Below are 21,297 nucleotides of genomic sequence, written 5' to 3'. Positions count from 1 at the left end.
TTAAATCGTTATTTAGTTTGATAAGGAGCCAACATTTGCATCATTTCAGTCCATTCACGTTTTGTTAAACCGCTATTATCCTGCTCAACAGTTTCACCATTTAACATTTTACCTAACACTTGCATCATAGAAGCTGAAAAAGTCACCGCACCACGGCGATAATCTTCAAAGGCTTCACAAGCAATTGGAACCCATGCTTGCAAGGTTTTTAACATGGCTTCGGCATAAACTCTGATCTCATATTGAGCATGTGGATCAATACGTAATTGTAAAAAGTGAAATAAGTTATGTAGGTTAATCTTCCAATACCATTGACTATAACTATTTAATGTTAAATTCATTCTGGCAAGTTCACGTGCCAACCCATACCCATCTTCTTCAGCTGGTTTCAACATAGTTTCATAATTATCATAACATTGTTGTGCATCTTGTTTTAATAAATGAATAACCGCTGCTGCTTGCTCAGAGGATAAAACATCCCCTCTTCCTTGATTATTAATTTTACTTTGTGCTGCCAATACTTCTGGCTCTGGAATATAAAACTCACGATCCATAATAGAATAGCGTGCTGAATATTCATTTACACTGGCAGTACGATGACGGATCCATTGACGTGCAACAAAAATGGGTAAACGGATGTGATACTTAATCTCACACATTTCAAATGGTGTTGTGTGGTGATGGCGCATTAGATATCGAATTAGTCCACGATCTTCGGAAACTTTCTTCGTCCCTACACCATAAGAAACGCGCGCAGCTTGAACAATAGAAGAATCGTCCCCCATATAATCCACCACACGAACAAACCCATGATCTAGGACTGGCAAAGCCTTAAATAACATAGCCTCCAACCCTGGCGAAACAGGTCGTTTGGTTGGAATTTGAAGATTGGATTGAGAGTCTATTTCTGCTTGTTGTTCTGCTGTAAGAGGCATGGTAATCCCACTCTGATGAAATAATAAATATGCAAAAAGTGCATTTCTTTATAAACCACAAACACAGCGCTGAACACCCACACGGCAACTAATTTTTGGGGATCGCTGTTATCGTCATATTATTCTGATTGATTAATTTAAAGAAATCCAGAAAATTCATATTCAATAAACTGTTAACGCGCTCTGGCGTTTCAAAAACAATTGATAGCTGCATCATATGATTACGATGCTGTAGAATATCAGCAAGCGCTGTATAAAGCTGCCGATCAAGTTCAAAATCTTTCCCTTTAGAAAACTCTATAAATTTATTAAGTGTATCCGTATAAACTTGTTTCTCCGTTTGTTGTGTATTATGAGCGAGAATTAAAAAAATTCTATTTTTTAACCCAGCATCATATAGGGATAAATTCATTGCTTTTAATAAAACGCTATCTGACCAATTAAGAATATAAGGATCGAACACTTTTTGATCCACATAAAAACGACTTTGTAAGTATAACCCCATAAAATCATACCCGAAATAATTCATTTTATGCAAAGAAAATAACGAATCTTTGAGATAATACGTAAAATTAGAATGAAACGCTCCGTTAATACGAGTATATCCTAATCTTTTCAGATATTCTGCAAACAAACTATAAGAAGAGATCAAATCATAATCGAATTTGTCTGCTAAAATCTCACCATCCCACACTGTTTCTTGACGGGCGAGATGGATATTTAACTGTCCGATTGACAATCGTTTTTGATGTGAACGATACCCCACCACGCCATACGCTTTAAAAAAGAAGTCTGTGTTAGTTAAAAAAGAAGCAATCGTTTCTATTTCATTAAATTTACGCTCATTAGACATTTCTAAAATAAATTGATCGAAATGCAAAGCATCCAAAGATGCAGATCGACCCGTTTTATTGATAGGGGCAACATCAACATTATAAAATAAATATGGGCGTTTTTTGGCTGAACCTTGTCTGGTAATCTGCCAACTCCCTAAGCGTAAATTTCCCCATTCTGAGTTAAAATAAGCCCCTTTTATATTTCCTTGTTCAAAAGAAATATTGCGAATAACAGCCCAAGACAAACCTGTTTTTAGGTCAGATTGTGCAAAAGCTGGAATGTTTAGATTATCAAACGCCAATGAAGCAATAGATGCTGATAATGATGGCGAATTGATTTGAAGATCTTTAATGTTTAAATTACTAACACTGTGCGTATCTTTTGGGACTGCTGATATTTTCCTCATTGTAACTTTTATATTTTGAGGAAATGTCAGCTTAACATTGGTAATTACAACCGATTGCGTAAACCAATTAATATGTGCTTCTGAATAAGAATACTGCCCATTTGCACCAACAAGCTGTCGCAGCCTGCTTTGCACATGCATCAATGCGCTTTGTGCGTGTGTATGAGCCACTTGGTAAATTTTGATCCCTACCCATATAAAGAGCGAGCATATCACCAATATTAATAATAATTTCTTTTTCATGCTGCTGGTAAAATTCACAATGTTAATAAAACCGTGTTATGATCTAATTCAATTTATCTATAAAGCATAATTGAGAAACAAAGAAACAAAATTATCAACTCTGTTCATCGTTTTTTCGAAGTTTGATCAATTCAGCATTCGCACTTAATAAAATTAAGCCATGGAATAATTTCCATGACTTAGTGCAGAATATTAGTGTTTTATGGGAACGGCTTGGATTTTAATATTTAATAAATTAAACTGCTCTTCTGAGCTTTTATCATCAAGAACCGCTCCTGAGATAGGTGAAGTTGGCATGGATGATAATTTAATTTTTGTTACTTGTGGATTTTGAAGAAAAGCCTTAAGCGTTTTCACTAAATCTTCTGTAAATGATGCAGGAATATCTTTATCCTTTTGAGCCACCTCTTTCACAGATGCAATAATTGATTCTTTCACTTCTGCTTCAGTTGTGCCTTGTTCTTGACTAGCAGATTTTAATAGTCTCTCGACAACACCATTATTTTGCATAACGACACTTAGTTCTTTTAATTTCACCTCTGGGTTTGTTAAAATGGTCTCTGGCGAATCATAAGAGATGGATAGCGGAGCATTTGCTTGGAGTGTTGCGCTAATTGCTCCAATATCTTTAAATGTTAACTCTTTTAGTGATACAGACAAGAAATTTGTACTCATTTGATATTGCATCGTTAAGCGACCAGAAACAGAAACTTGACGATATCCCATCTGTTTCAATGCATTTAATAAATCACTACCACTGACATCAGGAACAGAAAATTCTAACCCATCCAGTGCATAAGTTTCACTAGAGTTTCCTTCTTTCGTCATGTCTGACTTGGTCGTCAGTGTTCCTAGTGAAATAAACTCTTTACCAAAAGAGATTTTGAGGCCAGAAACACTGCCTGTATTTACAATTCCACCAACCTTTTTGGCATAGTCTTGCAATATATTCGTATAATTTTTGCCAAAATTATCAAGATTATTTAAATCAATTGATTCCAACATACCTATAAATGTCGCTGCATCTACCCCAGAGCTTTCAAAAGATGCAAGCGATACGACTATTTTACTAAAATAAGGAATGACAACAGAAAAATCTTTCAAAGATTGGCTGGTTTTACGATCCACGCCATAGTCTTTCATTTGATAATGCGCTAATTTAAACGCAGACTTGTATTCCTCCACAATCACCTTATCAATACTTAACAAACTAAATTGCATTTTGGATAGCAATTGAAATATCTCTTTGGCTTTGTCGTTTATGGATTTACGATCGTTCTCATTAGCAACAAACTCTGATTGAATTTTTAACATATTTGCCAGATTGATTTGATCAATCTTAAAAGACCCAATTGATAAATTTTGTCTGGAATCTTTAACCGTTAAATTTTGCAGCAAGATATCTGTCTTTTTATCCAGTCCATAATCTTTGGTATGATAATGTGCTATTTGAAATGCAGGACCATATTTATCCTTAAATTGCAAATCTTCGATATTTAACAAACCAAACTGCATCATTGATAAATTCTGAAGCAAGCCTTTGTTGAGCGCCTCTGATGATCTGTAATTTTTCCTATCTGCAAAAAACGCTTCTTGTCTTTTTGAAATATCCGCTAAATTTACTTGATCGATTTTAAAAGATTTAATTGAAAAATCACTGCGACCTGTTGCAGATAAATTATTCAGAAGCATGTCACTTTTCTGACTCAATCCATAATTTTTAATTTGATATTGAGCCACTTTGATATTGGTGTTGGTATCTGGTTTAAATTCAAGATTCTGAAAATTTAACAATCCAAAACTAATTTTGGAAGGAACAATTTTTTTTATTTTGCCACTTTCAATAACAATCCATCCTGCGTCTGCTTTGGCATTTGCAATCTCAGTATGCTCAACCGTAAAAAGCTGTTCAGTAGCAGTTTCTTTTTCTTTGACAGCTAATTGATCAATCTTTAAATTTTTAATGTCATCATCAGAACCCATAACAGCACTGACTTTGTCAGCGGTGTAGACTTCACCATCTTTGTATTTAATAACAACTTTATCCATAGTTGCTTCTTGTGAAAAAATACCAATATTATGGTTTGCGTAAGTAATTGTTACTCCAGGAAAAGTATTTTTAATCAATTCAATCTTTTGTTGGAATTTCTTTTCTGCTTGTTGAGAAGCATAATAATACCCACCCCCACCAACAACGCCAAGACCAATCACAACAACCGCACCAATAACCGCGACTTTACTCATATCCACCACCAATATTATTCGCTATATTCAAAAAAAGCTGTAGAGATTTGAACTTCTACAGCTTTTAACACGCAAAAAATTTATTCTAACTTATAGAATAAATTATTTCCCTGCTTCTGTTTTAACAATAAGATTCAATTTTTCGATCATTGAAAACGGAGAATTTCCGACAAGCTCCATAGCATTCAATGGTGCTTTAGGATTCATTGCAATGACCATTGATTTCTTAGGATTGTTAATCAAGTCAATAACCGCTTCATCTGCCTGTTTTTGAACGGGCATCGTTGCGTTAGCTTCATCTTGTTTCAGCTCATTAATCATATTTTCTTTGACTTTATCAGCTGGTAAAGATTGTTTTTTTGCCTCTTGATCAATGGCTTTTTCAAGTAAACCTTGATTTTGTAAAATGACTTTTAATGAAATTAATTTGTAATCTGTCATGACGGATTGTGGATTAGCATTTGAAAGTGCTGCTGGACCATTAAATTGCAAATCTGCATTTAGATTACCCATATCTTTAATAGTCATTTCAACAGGGACAAAAGACCATTGTTGTTTTGCCTTATTATAGCTTGCAGAGATTTTACCAAATGCATCCAGTTGGTTATACCCCATTTCTTTAAGTGCAAATAATTGAGGATTATGCGCTGTGTCGATTTTTAAACCAGAAAAAGTTGCTGTGCTTTTTTGATCGCCGTTTTCAGCGATAGAATTTTCAGTGTCAATTTTCGCAAGAGACCAAATCTGACCTTTAGCGTTATATTCTAGACCATCCAAGGTACCCTTTTGAGGTTGGCCTGGTAATACTTGAGGTGTTTTTCCTTGTTCAACAGTTGCAACGATTTTGGCAAAATCCAAACCGTCAATCTGCATATGGTTGACTTTCAGACCTTCTGAATTATCTTTGCTATAGCTTGATTTTATTTCAAACTGTTTCATTGTCTGATCAGATTTACGATCCAAACCATAATTTTTCAATTCATATTGTGCAACGGTAATGGTTTCATGTGCATTAGGCCCAACGGCTTTGATATCTTGAAGGTTTAGTAAATCAAAACTGACCTTTGAAGGATAAAATTTCTTAATTTTACCATCTTCTATAATTACAGCATCTTTGGAAGCAACTGCGTTTTTGATGTCAATATGATTAACATCAATAGTACCACCATCAACCACTGTATGAAATTTATCCAAAGAAACCTCACCCAGCTTATCTTGAGAAACACCACTAGCTACCAATGTGTCGGCGGTATATTCGTGCCCTTTGTCATCCTTGAAAACAACTTTATGCAAAGTAGCAGATTGTGAAAATGGACTGACACTGGAGCTTTCATATTTTAATGAAGATCCAGGTATTGATTTTTCAATTAATGAGATTGTTTTATGTAATTCATCGTTTGCTTTGTTAGAGGCATAATAATAACCACCCCCACCAACAACGCCAAGACCAACAATAACAATACCAATAACCGCAGCTTTACTCATAAAACTATCCCTTCACTAAAACTAAATTACGGTCATTATAAATATAGTTCAACTTTATACAATTCCTCTTTTAAAAAAAAAGAAAATCGTTACTTATAATCTATAGTTTTATTTATTTTATTATCCCCCTTTTTTTATTCTGAAATTTAAGTTATGATCGGCATGTTAATTCGTTAACTATGGTAATAAACGGTATATGGAATAAGCGTAGTGGACCCGGGGGCAGTACCCGGCATCTCCACCAAATTATGGGGATGAAACAGGCTCGACACGCGTAGTAAAGATATATTTTTTACTCGGCATGGTTCCGCCGTTATCGGGCTATATTTTACAAATGCCAACGATAATTTCGAGGCACACGCTGTTGCGGCCTAATAAGCCAATGTAACAAGCGCGGCTGAGGGTGCGCCGGGCAACAGAAGCCCCTCATTATAAATACATGTATTAAATATTTAAAATTCTAAAGAGACTATAACATATGACGCATTCTGATGGTTATGACAATAATGGCTTTGGTGAAAACCCACCCACAAACTTGTTACCTTATCACGAATGGATTGAATCAGCTTATCGCCAAGTAACAATCAATGCATTAAAACATATTGCCAAAAATGGAATGCCTGGTAATCATAGCTTTTACGTAACTTTTCTTACCACTTATTCCGGTGTTTCCATTCCTGCACGATTAAAAGCACAATACCCCGAAGAAATTACAATTGTTTTACAACATCAATTTTGGGATTTAATGATTGATGAACATAAAAACATTATATCAGTGGGTTTATCTTTTGGCGGGGTATCTTCGACACTCATCATCCCATTGGGTGCAATTACTGCTTTTTCTGACCCAGAAGCAAAATTATTATTCACGTTCTCCCCTTTACCTTCACCTGTTTCTGCAATACCGAATGCTTTGACCAATGAACAAACAAAAGCCAATGTCGAAACATTACCCACACCAGACGCTGGTGATACAGAAGAAACCCCAGTTATCAGCCTAGATGCTTTTCGTAAAAAACACGATTAGTGAAGTACTTTATAAGTCACCTTTTTTTATATTGATATTACAATATAAATCTGCATTCATTATATTTCCTTTTAAGACCTCCTACTCTTAGTTTAAGATGTTTTAATTAAATGATCTATTATCTTTTTGAGAATATTCATTAAGATTAATTATTAAGACAACACATAATATAAAGGATCAATATAATGTCTGCACGTATCTTAGTTTTATACTATTCCACATATGGCCATATTGAAACAATGGCATATGCTATTGCCAAAGGGATCGAAGCTACTGGCGCAACAGCTGTCGTCAAACGCGTTCCAGAAACAGTTCCAGAGGAAGCCGCAAAGGCCAATCATTTCAAACTAGATCAAGCTGCTCCGATTGCGTCTCCACAAGAGCTTGCTGAATATGATGGAATCATTGTTGGTACTGGCACACGTTTCGGTCGTATCTCCTCTCAAATGGCAAGCTTCTTGGATCAAACAGGCGGGCTATGGGCTAAAGGCGCACTAATTGGTAAAGTAGGTGGCGTATTCACCAGCACAGGAACACAGCATGCTGGTCAAGAATTGACTTTAATGTCGTTAATAACTAATTTAATGCACTATGGTATGACTATTGCTAGTTTCCCATTCTCTTTTCCTGGTTTAGCAGAAATCAACGAAATTACTGGTGGGACACCTTATGGTGCATCAACGATTGCTGGACCTGATGGATCCCGCGCTGTATCTAAGAATGAACTAGACGGTGCTGAATTCTATGGTAAGCATGTTGCTGAGATTACCAAAAAATTGGCTTCTTAATAAATTGATATAACTTATTTTCTAGGTTTGGAATTAAAAATATATTCTAAACCTAGAATTTGAAAATTAATTATTCATTATTCATTTGTTTATACTGACTACAAGCTAATTCATATTTATTGATACACGCTTGTTTGAAATATTCTTTGGCTTTTACTTTATCTTATGGCAGATCCACACCATCGGAATGTCGCTTCAGACCATATTTATACATATACCCAAGCTCATATTGTGATTCACCATCACCTTTTTTAGCAGCTTTTTCAATAAAAGAATATAGCAACACCAGCTTTTTTAGAGCCAAAATCACCATCTCGAACCGCAGAAGCATATTCTTTTTCCGCCTCTAAATATCCGTGAAAAGCTGATTCTTGTAACCAATGCTCTTCTAATTGTTTATTTTTTTCTACACTAATCCCATAGTGATAAAATTCTGCGAGTTTATATTGTGCTTCTGCCCCATTTTGATTTGCGGCTTTCTCATACCAATCTTTAGCTTTTTTTCTTAGCGGTTCTATTTTCGATTCAATCTCATCCAATTCCGTCATTGCCTTATCTCTCAACTGTGGATTAGCTATATCTGCTGGTTTATAGCGCCCACTGTTCATCAATAATATTCCTTCATCTTTGCATATATCGCCCATTTTTGTTTGAGCATCTACATTATTCTGATTGGCTGCTTTTTCGATAAGAGCCTTTCCTTTTGTCTTATCTTTGGAAACGCCATTACCCATTATAATACAGTAACCCAAGGTTATATTCCGCTGCGATATTCCCTTGTGATGCAGCTTTTTCAAACCAGTCTTTTGCTTTAGTATAATCTTTGTTCTTACCCTTAGAATAAGATAACCCAAGATTTAGCTGCGCATCTACATTCCCTTAAGCCGCTGCTTTTTCAATCAATTCTTTTGCTTTAACCTGATCTTTGGAAACACCCTTCCCTTGTTCATACAACAACCCTAAATGATATTGAGCGGCAACATTACCTTGACCCGCAGATTTCTGAAACCATTCTGCAGCTTTTGGATAATCTTGAGGAACTTTATCCCCATTATAATAAATCATACCAATATTATATTGAGCCTGGGCATCGCCAGTGGCTGCTTTTTGTTCGATTGTTGTTATATCTGTGCTATCTTGTGCAAACCCATCATTTACACCACCAAGCAACCCAACCGTTACAAGCAATACATATTTAAATTTCATTAAATTATCTATCTTTTACAAAAACTTATAAATAAAATTCACTTTTAATAGATAATTATTGAAATAAAAAGCATTTATAACACAATTATTTGTATAACGATAAAATCAGTTGCAACAAATGTAAATAATTACCCCTGTCCAAACCCAGGAGAATAAAAGATGAGTTAATCACAATAACAATCATCACATACGATATAATATCAAGCCAGCTCTTTATCAAAAAAACAAATTCTCTCGCCTTTATCATTTATATAAGATAGCGTAATGGCATCGAACCCATTTCGCTTAACATCCTCCCATGACATGGTTTGTTCGTTAATTAAAATAACATCACCCTTTGTATCAAAATCATATTCCTCTTTTTCTTCTTCATAAGGAATATTATAATATATTTCTAATATGAGTTCAGAGGCTGGCAAATCATATCGTTTCAAGGGTCTGTTTACCAAATGATCTCGATCAAACTCATCACAAAACATGCTGTCATATCCGTGAAATGCACCATCAAATACCAATATTTCTTCATCGGTTGCAGGATCTTTAACAGTTATTTTTTCCGGTGCATCTTTGGTATCCGTTATATAAAGCTGTTTTTCTCCTGGTATTTTATCGGTATTCCCATAATACCAAACCTCTAACTGTTTGTTCCCTTTGCTGGAACATAAAGTCATCGTTGTAACTTCGTCTTTATGTTTATATTCAATTGCAAATTTTTCTAAATATGTTGGAATTGGCATAATGTAATCTCAATGAGTAAATTAAAAGATACTACTTAAATATTCACTTATCATTATAAAATAAAGATAAATCTCGTGCATAAGAGCATGGTACTATAATCTCGAATGCCTTATAATTTTTGATTGAGAAGCCATGATAAAGAAATTTCTTTTAGCCTTAACCGTTCTATTATTACCAATATCAGCCAAAGCACAAATATCTTCAAAGCAAATGTCCGCACAAACAGCACAAAAAGTCATCGATCGATATGCACCTATTGTATGTCAAAAAGGGTTAAGCGGTCTGATTATTGATGTGCAAAAATGTTATAAAAAAACCAATATTAATAGTTCTGACATTGAAATCTGCGTTGCTGGGGATTTAATCCTTGTCATGGCGATTGATGGTCGACAACTCCCTCCTGATCTTGATAAATCTTTTATCAATGAACGTGCTTTTGAGGAACGAATTAAAAAAGTGGCTGACTCTCCTTATTTCTTTGGTGGGCAACCTGCGCAATACGCAACTGATAAAGGCGTTGGATTACTCTATTATATTGGGGATGGCTTGGCACCGTATGTTGATGATAATCATCCATTACAAAGTCTTGCACAACACTGTAAAAAATAAGATCGTTCTTGATTAATTTTTATCATCCGTTATCTATAAGCATAGTGACTTGCCGTCAGATAATAATGGATGATTTAAAATGACAGACCAAACTGCTGATTTTGATTTTGACTTACCAGAACGCTGTATTGCGCATCACCCTACGCGTCCCAAAGATTTGGCAAAATTACTCTATATCCCTGCTCAGCATGGTCCAGAAGATAAAATCATCCGTGACCTACCTTCTTTTTTCCGCAAAGGCGATATCCTTATTGCCAATGATACCAAAGTCATTCATGCAAAACTATCCGCCATGCGAGGGGCAGCACATATAGGAATCACGTTGGATCGTCCAATGGGGGACGGACGCTGGCATGTTTTAATTAAAAACAGCAAAAGATTAAAAGTCGGTGATAAATTAGATTTTCCTGATGGCAAAGTCTATGCAACGGTTGAAGAATTAGAAATTGGTGGCAGTGGTTTTATTCGTTTTAATGTTGAAGGGGATGCGTTTGACGAGTGGTTGCGCGCTATTGGTCAACTTGCCCTACCCCCTTATATTGAACGTCCTACAGGACCAACTGAACAAGATGAGCAGGATTATCACACTATATTTTCTCATCACCCTGGTGCGGTGGCAGCCCCCACCGCAGGATTGCATTTTACAGACGATCTTTTAACACAACTTGATACTATTGGTGTTGAACGATTGACTTTGACGTTGCATGTAGGGGCTGGAACTTTTTTACCTGTGCGTAGTGATAATATTAGTGACCATCACATGCATGCAGAATATGGAATTATTACTCCTGAAGTAGCTGAACAGTTAAATCAAGCCAAAGCTGAAGAGCGTCGTATTATTGCGGTGGGAACAACCTCGTTGCGTTTACTGGAAAGCGCAGTGGATGAGCATGGGATTATGCACCCATTTCACAAAGAAACCTCGATCTTTATTCGTCCAGGTTATCGTTTCAAAGCCGTTGATATGCTGATGACTAATTTTCACTTGCCTAGATCGACATTATTTATGCTGGTCTGTGCATTTGGAGGAATAGAAAAAATGCGGCATGCTTATCAACACGCCATTCAAAGTGGATATCGTTTTTATTCTTATGGCGATGCGTGTTTGATTGAGGGAGAATCTATTTGAAAAAATTATTTTAGGTTCTCAAAATCGAGACAATTTTCTTGTTTTAAATTTCCTCCAACACCTTCTCCCACTCGATAACCCAGTTGTTTCATTTTTTCCACATTTGTAATGATATTGCTTATAAAACTTGGATGTTTTAACCATCTCGAGGCCGCATTGGTATTATCATCGAAATCTAAATTAGCATATGGGTCTGTTTGGAAATTATCAACATATTGTTTTCTCTTTACTGCCATTATACCAACAACGAATATATCCTCTATCACACATTGGTTCATATTATATTTTTCACTATCTTCATCCACTTTTGCATAACATCCTTCAACGATCTGAATGGCTTGCTTTAAATTATTTGCACAAAATGCAGGCTTTAATTCATCTGCGGCAGCTTGGATAACTTGATCTCCACCAGATTGAGCCTGTGCTGTTAATGGGAATAATACCAATGACAAAGCCATAGCAATTTTTTTCATTTTGTTCTCTTTCATATTATTCGATTCATCAAACGATAATGTTTAATGAATTCTATCAGGATCAAAGCAGTTTTCTTTATGTAAAGCAAGAGCAACACCCATCGTATCATTACGAAGTTTTTACACATGATTTCTGATGCTTTATTGTCGTAATGAATATGAATTTCTATATTTCATTAGCCGCAGCTAAACTTTATCTAGATTTAAAAAATCTATATTTTTTAAAGATTAAAAATTTATCCCATATAAATACGAGCTTCATTTCTCTTCTCTAATTGACAATGTTGCTTCCAACAACTTTTCATCGCTTCCTTTTTATGTGTGTTAATTAATAGATTGTATTTGCTCAAACAACCTTACTTTTGCAAGGGCTTTATTCCGAAATTGAGAACGCTCTTTTTGTGCGAACACAGCAATACCCATTGGAATATGAAGCAAATGAACCGCATTTTCTATCTTATTGACATGCTGTGCCTGCGTTAATAACTTGATGGTTACTTATTCTACCTTCATTATGATTGCAATTGGAGTAATAAAATAGTCCTATTATAGTCAACAGCAGTTTTTTTAAGAGTAAATGATGTCTCTGGTCACAACTTATTTAAAAGGCGTTCAAAAACACTTCTCCACAAGAGAAAAAGAACAGTTCTGCTTCGTTCATGGTGCAACACCCGATGATATAGAAGAACTCAAAACAACGTATCCTTTATGCCCTGACAGTGTAATTGAATTTTTAAGTATCGTTGATGGCACTAACGGTCGCATATATAATAAAGATTATGTAGACATAACGGTGCTGGCTGATTTGGAACAATATCCACATTCCTTATTATCTGTCCAAGAAATATTAAAAGAACGCGACTATGATGAGACCACTTTTAAAAGATACATGGACGATACTGTTACAACAGAGGATAGTTTAAAAGATTTTGTTGATATCGATCCTAAAGTCGATGTGAATATTTCCTTAAAGCATGCGTTATGTTTTTCTGTTGGTATCAATGGGTCTGCTTGCTTGTATATTGATTTCAATCCAACCCAAGAAGGTAAGATTGGACAAATTATTTCATACGAACACGATCCAGATCTTCATATTGTCATTGCTGATAATTTTGATGAATATTTGCAGCTTTTAATAAATCAAGATTTTAGTTTTATGACTGAAAAAGATGATGATGAGTAAATTAATAAAAACTATAGATTATTTATGGTGAGGTAGCCTGGCTTTATACTTTTAGTCTGAAATTTAACAATCATTCTTATAGTATAATCAATTCATTTCTATTAAGATTAAATTTCAATCATTGATTATAATTAAAGGCGTATTATGTCATTAGTAACAGATTATTTAAATGGACTAAAAGAACATTTCACCACTGAGGACATAAAAGCTTTTCACAAAGTCCACGGCGCATCACTTGATGATATCGAAAAACTTAAAGCAGCCTATCCTTTATGTCCTGATCGTTTGATCGAATTTTTAAGTATTGTTGATGGCACATATCATCGTGATTATGGCGATGGAGATGCCGTCTGTATTTATATGCTGGGGTCTGGTGTCTATGAATACCCCTATTATTTATTATCTGTGAAAGATATATTACAAGAGCGCAAAGAAGAAGATCGCAGCATTTATGATATATATTTGGATGATGATGAAGAAACTGAAGATGATTTAGAAGAATTCGTAGAAGTTGACCCCAGAATTAATACGCGTGTGCCTTTTAACAAGCATTTATGCTTTTCTCATTGCATGAATAATGGTGGAACCTCTAAATTATATATTGATTTTAATCCAACTCAAGAAGGTAAAGTCGGGCAAATCATTCGATATCTCCATGATCCTGATAGTTATATTGTCATTGCTGATAGTTTTGATGAGTATTTACAAGAAATTATTGATAATAATTTTGAATTTATGATTGAAGAATAAGCATTATTTATTAATAAATTCCATCAATTTTGTTGAGAAAATTAATCATAACTTATCGCTAATTTTCTCAACGATTTTGACCCTAGAACATCAATCACTTAACAAAGGGAAATCCTTTAACAAATTTTGTAAATGAATCGCATCCCACGGCATATGCTCTGTTATCCCTAATCCAACGATATTGGTTTCCAAAACCGTATCTTGCACAACTCTCGCTAATTGCGACAAATTCATTTCACCCTGAGGAAAATGATAAAAAGCACTGGGATCTTTGGTAGGGTCTGCAAATAATAATGATCGAAATAAACTAGCATCCAAGACATCAAGATCAATATGAATAAATAGCTTCGTGATTTTTTCTTCTTTGATCCAACCTAAGATTGCTGAACTGTCATGGGCTAAATCAGCAGGGCTGGCATGACGCATTCCTAATCTTTGAATGACTTCTGTTTCTTGCTCTGTTGTTTTTTGTAAACCGCCAAACATGACTTTCTTTGGGTTCAATTTAACAGGCACTTTGGCAGCAAACACAGGATCGCCTTCGCCTAATAAATTTCCCAAAACCATCGCATGTTCATGATGGAATTCTTTTGGAGTGGTCACATCAGGATGTGCATCCATCCATAAAACCCCCAAATTACCATCATAAAGTTGGTTCAGATAACTGATGGGTGCTTGTTCAACCATACAATCTCCGCCGAAAACAACAATCTTTTCTGGTTTATGGTGTTGTATAATTTTTTCACACTCCTGGAATTGAGCTAACAAAACACTTTGCTCGACAATACCGTTCTCTTTTAAATGAGACGGAGCTTCACAAGGTTTCACTGGAACTTCAACGGTTAGGCTATTGCCTTTCGGTGCCAACCATTCCAATAACTGTGCACCCAATGGATAAGCATGATGATTACCCCCTTGCCATTGTGGCATTAACAGACGTAAGGTTTGATTAGATGACATGATATTCTTCCTTTAACCGCTAAATTTTATTAGCTCCAAGAGCTCGACGAATAAGTTTTTCAAAAATTGGCATTTGTGTATCTAGATCAATATTAGAATCATAAGCCGTCCTTGCGATAAGCCCATCAACCATTGAATAAACCCAGATTGAAACTGTTTCTAAATCTTCTTGAGGATCAACTTGCCCCAATTCGATGGCTTTTTTGAATAAATTGATAAAGGCTTCTCTCATGATTTTATCACTCGCCAAAAAAGCCGAACGAACCGCAGGATTTCGCGTTGCTTGTGCAATGATCTCTGTCCATAATCGATGATCGATTGGATAAGAAACATCGCGAATACATTCCAGTAAAGTTGCGAGTAACGCATCAAAAGAAGGCGCTGTTACCAACGCGTTTTGTAGTTTATTAGTTGCACTCATGTGATCTTCGATAATGATATAAAGGAATAACTCTTCTTTATTCGTGAAATGCACATAGATGCTGCCTTGGCTGATTTTAGCCGCTTTTGAAATATCAGAGATAGAGCATCCCTCATATCCTTTTTCGGCAAAGCATTTAGCCGCACTGACAATCAATTTTTGCCTTGTATCTGCTTTTTTCTCTTGATGATTAACCATAATCTTTTTTAACTTTTACTGAATGAACGATCACTCATTAAATAATAGAATTAAATTTAATTTCGTCAAGTCATTCTTTTAATATTTTTATTAACTACCAATGACCTGTTTATTTTTGCGATGAAGATCGTGAAATATTAATCATCAGTCAACTTCAAAAATTATCATTTTAAATATCCGCTTTATCTTATTGCTATGACATCCTATGAAACATTATTCTTTTCTTTCTTTTCAGCGCATAAATTTATATAAAGACGTTATCCATTCAATTTTATGCAAATCACAGATATGACCGAACCAAAATTTCACTGGACTAAACAAGCACAACATCACAATGCTCGTGCAGGAACTTTACATACTGCACATGGAGACGTGCAAACCCCGACCTTTATGCCTGTTGGCACAGTTGGCACTGTCAAAGCCATGACCATGGATGCTGTGCGCTCGACAGGTGCTGGGATTGTACTGGGGAACACGTATCATTTAATGTTACGCCCAGGCGCCGAATTAGTGCATGAATTGGGGGGGCTGCATAAATTTATGGATTGGTCGGGCCCAATCTTGACTGATTCAGGTGGGTTCCAGGTCATGTCCTTGGGGGACTTGCGTAAATTAGATGAAGACGGTGTGACATTTCGTTCCCATATTGATGGATCGGCACATCGGTTAACGCCTGAAAGCTCTACGGACATTCAGTATCTTTTGGATGCCACCATTACCATGTGCTTTGATGAGTGTCCTGCGCTGCCTGCCACGTATGAAGCTATCGCTAAATCTATGCGCCTGTCGATGCGTTGGGCGGAGCGTTCTCGGAAACAATTTAAAAACCGTCCTGGTTACGCACAATTCGGAATTGTGCAGGGAGGAATTGAACCTGATTTGCGTGCAGAAAGTGTCGAAGCATTAACCAATATCGGCTTTGAAGGCTATGCAATCGGTGGATTGGCGGTCGGTGAACCCCAAGAACAAATGTTCTCTACGCTTGATTTCACAACCCATTTAATGCCAATCGATAAACCCCGTTATTTAATGGGCGTAGGCACCCCTGATGATATGTTAGGTGCCATTGAACGTGGTGTGGATATGTTTGACTGTGTGATGCCAACTCGTGCAGGGCGTACGGGGCGAGCTTATACCAGTCATGGCACTCTGAATATGAAAAATGCGTGTCACATTCATGATCCTAATCCTATTGATCCAGAATGTGATTGCCTTGCTTGTTCGAAACATAGCCGTGCCTATATTCACCATCTGTTCCGCAGCAAAGAAATCCTTGGGGCGATGTTATTGACATGGCATAATATTGCTTATTATCAGCGTTTAATGCGCATTATCCGCCAAGCGATTATAGAGGATAATTTAACCCAAACAGCCGCTATGTTACGGTCGAATTGGACACATCATAATCAACCTAAATTATAAGTGATATGAAATTAATTCTTATCATTATCGAATAATACTTAGTATAATTTATGAATAAAATGTAATATTTTACTTTTGATAGGGAATATCATGGTTTTAAGTCATAAATTATACGTTAAATTATGGTATCTATTGATAACAATCTTTATAATGATAGGAGTTTTGATGATGACTACTAATAGTAACGCACAATCTACCCCTTTGCACGAAGCGGTGCGCAATCATGACGTTAAACAAGTTATGGCGCTTGTTAAAACCGAAGCATTAGAAGCTCGTGATGATCAGGGTAGAACCGCATTAATGATTGCAACCCAGCAAAACCACGCCAAGATTGCAAAAATCTTGATCTATGCTGGTGCCGATGTAAACGCTAAGAATAATATCCAAGATACGCCTTATTTATTAGCTGGTGCACAAGGGTATAATGATATTTTAAAATTGACCTTGGAATATGGTGCGAATATCAAAGACACTAATCGCTTTGGAGGCAATACCATCATCCCCGCAGCAGAAAAAGGTCATCCAGAAACAGTTAAAATATTGTTAAAAGCGGGTGTTGATCCTAATCATATTAATAAGCTAGGTTGGACAGCATTATTAGAAACCATTATTTTAGGTAATGGATCGCCTTTATACACTGAAATTGCCGAGATTTTAATCCAAGGCGGAGCAGACGTAAATATCCCTGATGGCGAAGGTGTCAGCGCATTACACCATGCCAAACAAAAAGGCTATCAAGATATGGTTGACCTTTTGATTAAATCTGGTGCGAAAGAGTAATCTTGCTATCTATACAAAGCGAGCAAAGAGAAAGTAGTATTAACAAAATGATATTTAGTTAGGTTGGTTTTAACTATTGTTTTTCTTTACTTGCTTTTAATATGGGTTGAATAATTTCCCTCTCCATCTCTTTATAAACTTCGGTTTCAGGAGTGATGAGAGGGAGCATTGTATTTCTCATAAATGCTTCTGTCTTGTTTCCGCAGCGAGTTAAGCAAAGTAACTTTTTAAGCTCAGTAAAAATCTCACCCGCCGCGCTTTTTATATCATCTGATGCATTTCCACGATTAATACTATTTTGTAATGCCGTTTTCTTAATTGCTATTACTTGATCTTTTAGATCTTGTTTGTTTTCTTGAACTACCAGTTTTATGATTAATTCATCATCAAATAAGTAACTTTCTATATGACGACGAGAAGTTGTAAAAATTTCCTGTTGCATTAACTCAATAACATCTTTATCGCTATGATCGTCACGATCCACTAAACGAATAACTTTACTTTTTTGATCTAGGACCGACGAAAGCATTTTGAATTCTTTCGTTTCCTGTAAAAGATCATTACTTGACCCACCTGAAATAAAGGTAATATTCGGATAATTTTCTTGAAAAACATTCGTATAAATATCTGCATCAAAATTAAAGCGTTTCTTACTTTCAAGATTTCCTTCGCACAATATAATAATCTCTGGAGCTAGCTTTTCTTCCAGTCCATCCAAAGCAACCGACATAAATTTTTGCCATACGATACGATTAATTGGAGATGGCGTTATCGTAACTGGCTGATCAAAATTATGCCCATCAAAATCAAGAAATACGACACTGCCTGGATGTTTGAGAGAAAGCTCTTTTGCTTTTGTCATTACGCCTAATGAATGCGTTGTGATCCATAATTGAGAGTTATCTGAAAATAAATTATACATTTCCTCTATAAGTTTACCTTGAAGACTTGTATGGATATGAATCTCTGGTTCATCAATAAAAAGTGGTGACCATTTATATACGTCACTATTCACAATAATATCCAAGAGCAAATCAATGACAATTCTTTCTCCAGAAGAAAACTCTTTATAATATTGATACTTACCTTCTCTTTGTGCAAAGATAGTATGCTTACCTGCAAGAGGGTAATTAAAATGTATAGTAATATCTTTAAATATACTATTTACAGACTTGTTAATTTGATGAAAGAATTTATCCCTCACCTCTTGAATTGTTTGGCTACCTTTAGCACCGTATAAAACCTCATTTAGAACATTTAACATTAAGCGTTGATAGTTTGTTGATACTTTCTTATCATCGTATATTAATGTATTTTTTGTTAAGTTTTCATTGAAAAAATCTCCTATAATATCAGTAACAACTTCAGAATCATTACGATATGCAGTTCTAAAATGTACACCATCAAACCCTAACTGTTCGTCATTATAGCATTCGGCCTCTATATAACAGCGATATAAAATTTTCTGAAAAACATTCACACGTTGATAGAGATTTAATTTTTTAAATTCAGCATTTGTCAAATTAACTTGTTGTTTTTCATAGTCTTCTGTATAATTATAGCGATGATTAAGAGCTTCAAACACAGACGTCTTGCCACATCCATTTTGCCCAACCAAGACAACCATCTTAGCTGTTTCAGGAATGCCTTCGATTTTTAAATCTGTGAAGCGTTTAAAGTTTTGAATATGAACGTTTTTAACTTTCATCATCGGTTCCTGAGCAAAAATATACAGCACTGATTTTCAGTGTAAGTCATTCCTACAGATAAATAAAATATTTCTTTAAAGAAATCATACGCTAATAAAAAAGGCTAGTCATCGATTACAATGACTAGCCTTTTTCAAAGCGAATTAATCAATCAAAACCTTCTTTGATCCATTAATTTTATCAATATCGAAAACATGATCGCATTTTATAGACGATCGCTTTTCAAACCCTACCCAGCAATCTTGGACATGAAATATCCAATCACTTGGTTATTATCAGTCAGCTCTGGATGAAATGAGCATACCAAGATATTGCCTTGTTCAGCCATAACGATTTTATCTTCATAAGTCGCCAAAGTTTTTACCCCTTGTCCAACAGAAGTAATAAAAGGCGCGCGGATAAAGACGGAAGGAATGGCTTTGCCAACATTCTCGATATCTAAATCGACCTCGAAACTATCAACCTGACGACCGAAGCCATTCCGTGTCACGGCAATATCAATCAAGTTCAATGGTTTCAATTTCTCGCCACCATCCGTAATGCCAGAACCGCACAGAATTAATCCTGCGCACGTCCCAAATACTGGATTGCTTTTCGCAAATTCTTGGATTGCTTCATATAAACTGACCTGTTGGATCAAACGACTAATCGCCGTTGATTCACCACCAGGAATAATTAGCCCTTGAACCATAGCCAAATCAGCTGGAGTTTTAACGGCAATTCCTTGTCCGCCCAGTTGATTAATCTGACTGATATGTTCACTGACCGCCCCTTGCAGGGCTAAAACTCCAACTTTCTTCATGGCTCTTATTCGCTTCTATCTTGCATACGGTCAGAGCCACTTAGATTCTTCATTTCAATCCCTTTCATCGGTTCACCTAAACCTTTTGAAAGTTCCACAATCATTTTATAATCTTCGAAATGGGTTGTCGCTTGAACGATTGCACGAGCGAATTTTTCTGGGCTGTTAGATTTGAAAATACCAGAACCAACAAATACACCATCTGCACCCAAAGACATCATCAATGCTGCGTCTGCTGGGGTTGCAATCCCACCTGCTGCAAAATTCACCACTGGTAATTTACCTAAATCTTTGATTTGTTTTAACAGTTCATAAGGCGCACCCATATCTCTGGCAACAACCATTAATTCATCATCAGAAGTTGCAACAACGTCTCTGACTTGAGCTTGCACCATACGCATGTGACGAACGGCTTCCACAATATTTCCTGTACCTGGTTCGCCTTTGGTACGAAGCATAGAAGCACCTTCACCAATACGACGAAGTGCCTCGCCAAGGTCACGACAACCACAAACGAAAGGCACGGTATATTGGCTTTTCAACAAATGGAATTCATCATCGGCTGGGGTTAATACTTCGCTCTCGTCAATATAATCAACGCCCATTGCTTCTAAAATACGAGCCTCAGCAATATGACCAATACGAGCTTTTGCCATCACAGGAATAGTCACGGCTTTCATGACTTCTTCAACAATGGTTGGGTCAGCCATACGTGCAACCCCACCAGCCGCACGAATATCAGAAGGAACACGTTCCAATGCCATAACCGCAACTGCGCCTGCTGCCTCTGCAATTTTTGCTTGTTCAGCATTCACAACATCCATAATCACGCCGCCTTTTTGCATTTGAGCCATGCCGCGTTTTACGGTATCAGAACCAATCTTTTTATTCATTTTTCTCTCCAATAATAGAATTGCCCCTATCATGCAGAAAAAAGAAAGAATTGACAATA

At 36.1% G+C, this 21,297-nt stretch carries 22 protein-coding genes, 1 other RNA gene and 1 pseudogene; 9 read left to right on the top strand and 15 right to left on the bottom strand.

Annotated features, from left to right (window positions below; all coding sequences use genetic code 11):
• Nucleotides 1–8 precede the first annotated feature (8 nt).
• From thyX to PQG52_RS06840, 4 genes are all read right to left on the bottom strand, one after another.
• Nucleotides 9–935 carry an FAD-dependent thymidylate synthase gene (gene thyX / locus PQG52_RS06855; RefSeq protein WP_271790230.1) on the bottom strand — a complete coding sequence of 309 codons (927 nt, stop codon included), beginning with the start codon at nucleotides 933–935 and terminating at the stop codon, nucleotides 9–11.
• Nucleotides 936–1,023: 88 nt separating this feature from the next.
• Nucleotides 1,024–2,349, bottom strand: coding sequence for a hypothetical protein (locus tag PQG52_RS06850; RefSeq protein WP_271790231.1), 1,326 nt, complete (start codon nucleotides 2,347–2,349; stop codon nucleotides 1,024–1,026).
• 264 nt (nucleotides 2,350–2,613) lie between these two features.
• Entirely contained in the window at nucleotides 2,614–4,665 is a 2,052-nt protein-coding gene (locus tag PQG52_RS06845) for a hypothetical protein (RefSeq protein WP_271828680.1), read from the bottom strand.
• Between the two features lie 102 nt (nucleotides 4,666–4,767).
• A complete protein-coding gene (locus PQG52_RS06840; protein ID WP_271828678.1) occupies nucleotides 4,768–6,150 on the bottom strand; it encodes a hypothetical protein in 1,383 nt (460 codons plus the stop codon).
• Between the two features lie 125 nt (nucleotides 6,151–6,275).
• On the opposite strand from PQG52_RS06840, the gene ssrA reads away from it, so the two are divergent.
• The 3 genes from ssrA (at nucleotide 6,276) to wrbA (ending at nucleotide 7,965) form a co-directional block, all read left to right on the top strand.
• Nucleotides 6,276–6,581: a transfer-messenger RNA gene (gene ssrA / locus PQG52_RS06835) on the top strand.
• Between the two features lie 47 nt (nucleotides 6,582–6,628).
• Nucleotides 6,629–7,177 carry an SspB family protein gene (locus PQG52_RS06830; protein ID WP_271790234.1) on the top strand — a complete coding sequence of 183 codons (549 nt, stop codon included), beginning with the start codon at nucleotides 6,629–6,631 and terminating at the stop codon, nucleotides 7,175–7,177.
• A gap of 185 nt (nucleotides 7,178–7,362) precedes the next feature.
• Nucleotides 7,363–7,965 carry an NAD(P)H:quinone oxidoreductase gene (gene wrbA / locus PQG52_RS06825; RefSeq protein ID WP_271828676.1) on the top strand — a complete coding sequence of 201 codons (603 nt, stop codon included), beginning with the start codon at nucleotides 7,363–7,365 and terminating at the stop codon, nucleotides 7,963–7,965.
• A 263-nt stretch (nucleotides 7,966–8,228) separates the two neighbouring features.
• On the opposite strand, the gene PQG52_RS06820 is transcribed toward wrbA, so the two are convergent.
• From PQG52_RS06820 to PQG52_RS06810, 4 genes and pseudogenes are all read right to left on the bottom strand, one after another.
• On the bottom strand, nucleotides 8,229–8,717 hold the full coding sequence (locus PQG52_RS06820; RefSeq protein WP_271828891.1) for a tetratricopeptide repeat protein: 489 nt from the start codon (nucleotides 8,715–8,717) through the stop codon (nucleotides 8,229–8,231).
• Nucleotides 8,692–8,823: pseudogene (locus tag PQG52_RS11470) on the bottom strand (sel1 repeat family protein); the annotation flags it as partial. The gene PQG52_RS06820 and the pseudogene PQG52_RS11470, both read right to left, overlap by 26 nt.
• Nucleotides 8,824–8,844: 21 nt before the next feature.
• On the bottom strand, nucleotides 8,845–9,171 hold the full coding sequence (locus tag PQG52_RS06815) for a tetratricopeptide repeat protein (RefSeq protein WP_271828675.1): 327 nt from the start codon (nucleotides 9,169–9,171) through the stop codon (nucleotides 8,845–8,847).
• A gap of 200 nt (nucleotides 9,172–9,371) precedes the next feature.
• Nucleotides 9,372–9,908: a hypothetical protein gene (locus PQG52_RS06810; protein ID WP_271828674.1), complete on the bottom strand. Its 537-nt coding sequence runs from the start codon at nucleotides 9,906–9,908 to the stop codon at nucleotides 9,372–9,374.
• 133 nt (nucleotides 9,909–10,041) lie between these two features.
• Between PQG52_RS06810 and PQG52_RS06805 the strand changes: the two genes are divergently transcribed.
• Entirely contained in the window at nucleotides 10,042–10,518 is a 477-nt protein-coding gene (locus PQG52_RS06805) for a hypothetical protein (protein ID WP_271828673.1), read from the top strand.
• Between the two features lie 79 nt (nucleotides 10,519–10,597).
• Nucleotides 10,598–11,647 (top strand): tRNA preQ1(34) S-adenosylmethionine ribosyltransferase-isomerase QueA, encoded by a 1,050-nt coding sequence (gene queA, locus PQG52_RS06800; RefSeq protein ID WP_271828672.1) that lies wholly within the window; start codon nucleotides 10,598–10,600, stop codon nucleotides 11,645–11,647.
• Nucleotides 11,648–11,652: 5 nt separating this feature from the next.
• Here the strand turns inward: queA and PQG52_RS06795 are convergent, their stop codons facing one another.
• Both PQG52_RS06795 and PQG52_RS06790 read right to left on the bottom strand, forming a co-directional pair.
• Entirely contained in the window at nucleotides 11,653–12,120 is a 468-nt protein-coding gene (locus PQG52_RS06795) for a hypothetical protein (RefSeq protein WP_271828671.1), read from the bottom strand.
• A gap of 324 nt (nucleotides 12,121–12,444) precedes the next feature.
• Nucleotides 12,445–12,612 (bottom strand): peptide chain release factor family protein, encoded by a 168-nt coding sequence (locus tag PQG52_RS06790; RefSeq protein WP_408869544.1) that lies wholly within the window; start codon nucleotides 12,610–12,612, stop codon nucleotides 12,445–12,447.
• 85 nt (nucleotides 12,613–12,697) lie between these two features.
• Between PQG52_RS06790 and PQG52_RS06785 the strand changes: the two genes are divergently transcribed.
• The gene (locus PQG52_RS06785; protein WP_271828669.1) at nucleotides 12,698–13,303 is read left to right on the top strand and encodes an SMI1/KNR4 family protein; all 606 of its coding nucleotides are present in this window, start codon (nucleotides 12,698–12,700) and stop codon (nucleotides 13,301–13,303) included.
• A 144-nt stretch (nucleotides 13,304–13,447) separates the two neighbouring features.
• Nucleotides 13,448–14,053 carry an SMI1/KNR4 family protein gene (locus PQG52_RS06780; protein ID WP_271828667.1) on the top strand — a complete coding sequence of 202 codons (606 nt, stop codon included), beginning with the start codon at nucleotides 13,448–13,450 and terminating at the stop codon, nucleotides 14,051–14,053.
• Nucleotides 14,054–14,143: 90 nt separating this feature from the next.
• On the opposite strand, the gene PQG52_RS06775 is transcribed toward PQG52_RS06780, so the two are convergent.
• Entirely contained in the window at nucleotides 14,144–15,013 is an 870-nt protein-coding gene (locus tag PQG52_RS06775) for an arginase family protein (RefSeq protein WP_271828666.1), read from the bottom strand.
• A gap of 19 nt (nucleotides 15,014–15,032) precedes the next feature.
• Nucleotides 15,033–15,632, bottom strand: a complete 600-nt coding sequence (locus PQG52_RS06770) for a TetR/AcrR family transcriptional regulator (protein WP_271828665.1) — start codon at nucleotides 15,630–15,632, stop codon at nucleotides 15,033–15,035.
• 288 nt (nucleotides 15,633–15,920) lie between these two features.
• Here PQG52_RS06770 and tgt point away from each other — a divergent pair, with 288 nt between their 5' ends.
• Nucleotides 15,921–17,054 (top strand): tRNA guanosine(34) transglycosylase Tgt, encoded by a 1,134-nt coding sequence (gene tgt / locus PQG52_RS06765; RefSeq protein WP_271828664.1) that lies wholly within the window; start codon nucleotides 15,921–15,923, stop codon nucleotides 17,052–17,054.
• A 165-nt stretch (nucleotides 17,055–17,219) separates the two neighbouring features.
• Nucleotides 17,220–17,834: an ankyrin repeat domain-containing protein gene (locus tag PQG52_RS06760; RefSeq protein ID WP_271828663.1), complete on the top strand. Its 615-nt coding sequence runs from the start codon at nucleotides 17,220–17,222 to the stop codon at nucleotides 17,832–17,834.
• Between the two features lie 73 nt (nucleotides 17,835–17,907).
• Here the strand turns inward: PQG52_RS06760 and PQG52_RS06755 are convergent, their stop codons facing one another.
• From PQG52_RS06755 to pdxS, 3 genes are all read right to left on the bottom strand, one after another.
• On the bottom strand, nucleotides 17,908–19,545 hold the full coding sequence (locus PQG52_RS06755) for an AAA family ATPase (RefSeq protein ID WP_271828662.1): 1,638 nt from the start codon (nucleotides 19,543–19,545) through the stop codon (nucleotides 17,908–17,910).
• 227 nt (nucleotides 19,546–19,772) lie between these two features.
• Nucleotides 19,773–20,345, bottom strand: a complete 573-nt coding sequence (pdxT, locus tag PQG52_RS06750) for a pyridoxal 5'-phosphate synthase glutaminase subunit PdxT (RefSeq protein ID WP_271828661.1) — start codon at nucleotides 20,343–20,345, stop codon at nucleotides 19,773–19,775.
• Nucleotides 20,346–20,350: 5 nt separating this feature from the next.
• Nucleotides 20,351–21,238, bottom strand: a complete 888-nt coding sequence (gene pdxS / locus PQG52_RS06745) for a pyridoxal 5'-phosphate synthase lyase subunit PdxS (RefSeq protein WP_271828660.1) — start codon at nucleotides 21,236–21,238, stop codon at nucleotides 20,351–20,353.
• Nucleotides 21,239–21,297: the final 59 nt, after the last annotated feature.

This window comes from Commensalibacter communis (assembly GCF_947179105.1).
GTDB classification, from domain to species: Bacteria; Pseudomonadota; Alphaproteobacteria; order Acetobacterales; family Acetobacteraceae; genus Commensalibacter; species Commensalibacter communis.
Note: the sequence above shows the minus strand (reverse complement) of the source record. Positions and strands in the feature narration are given on the sequence as shown.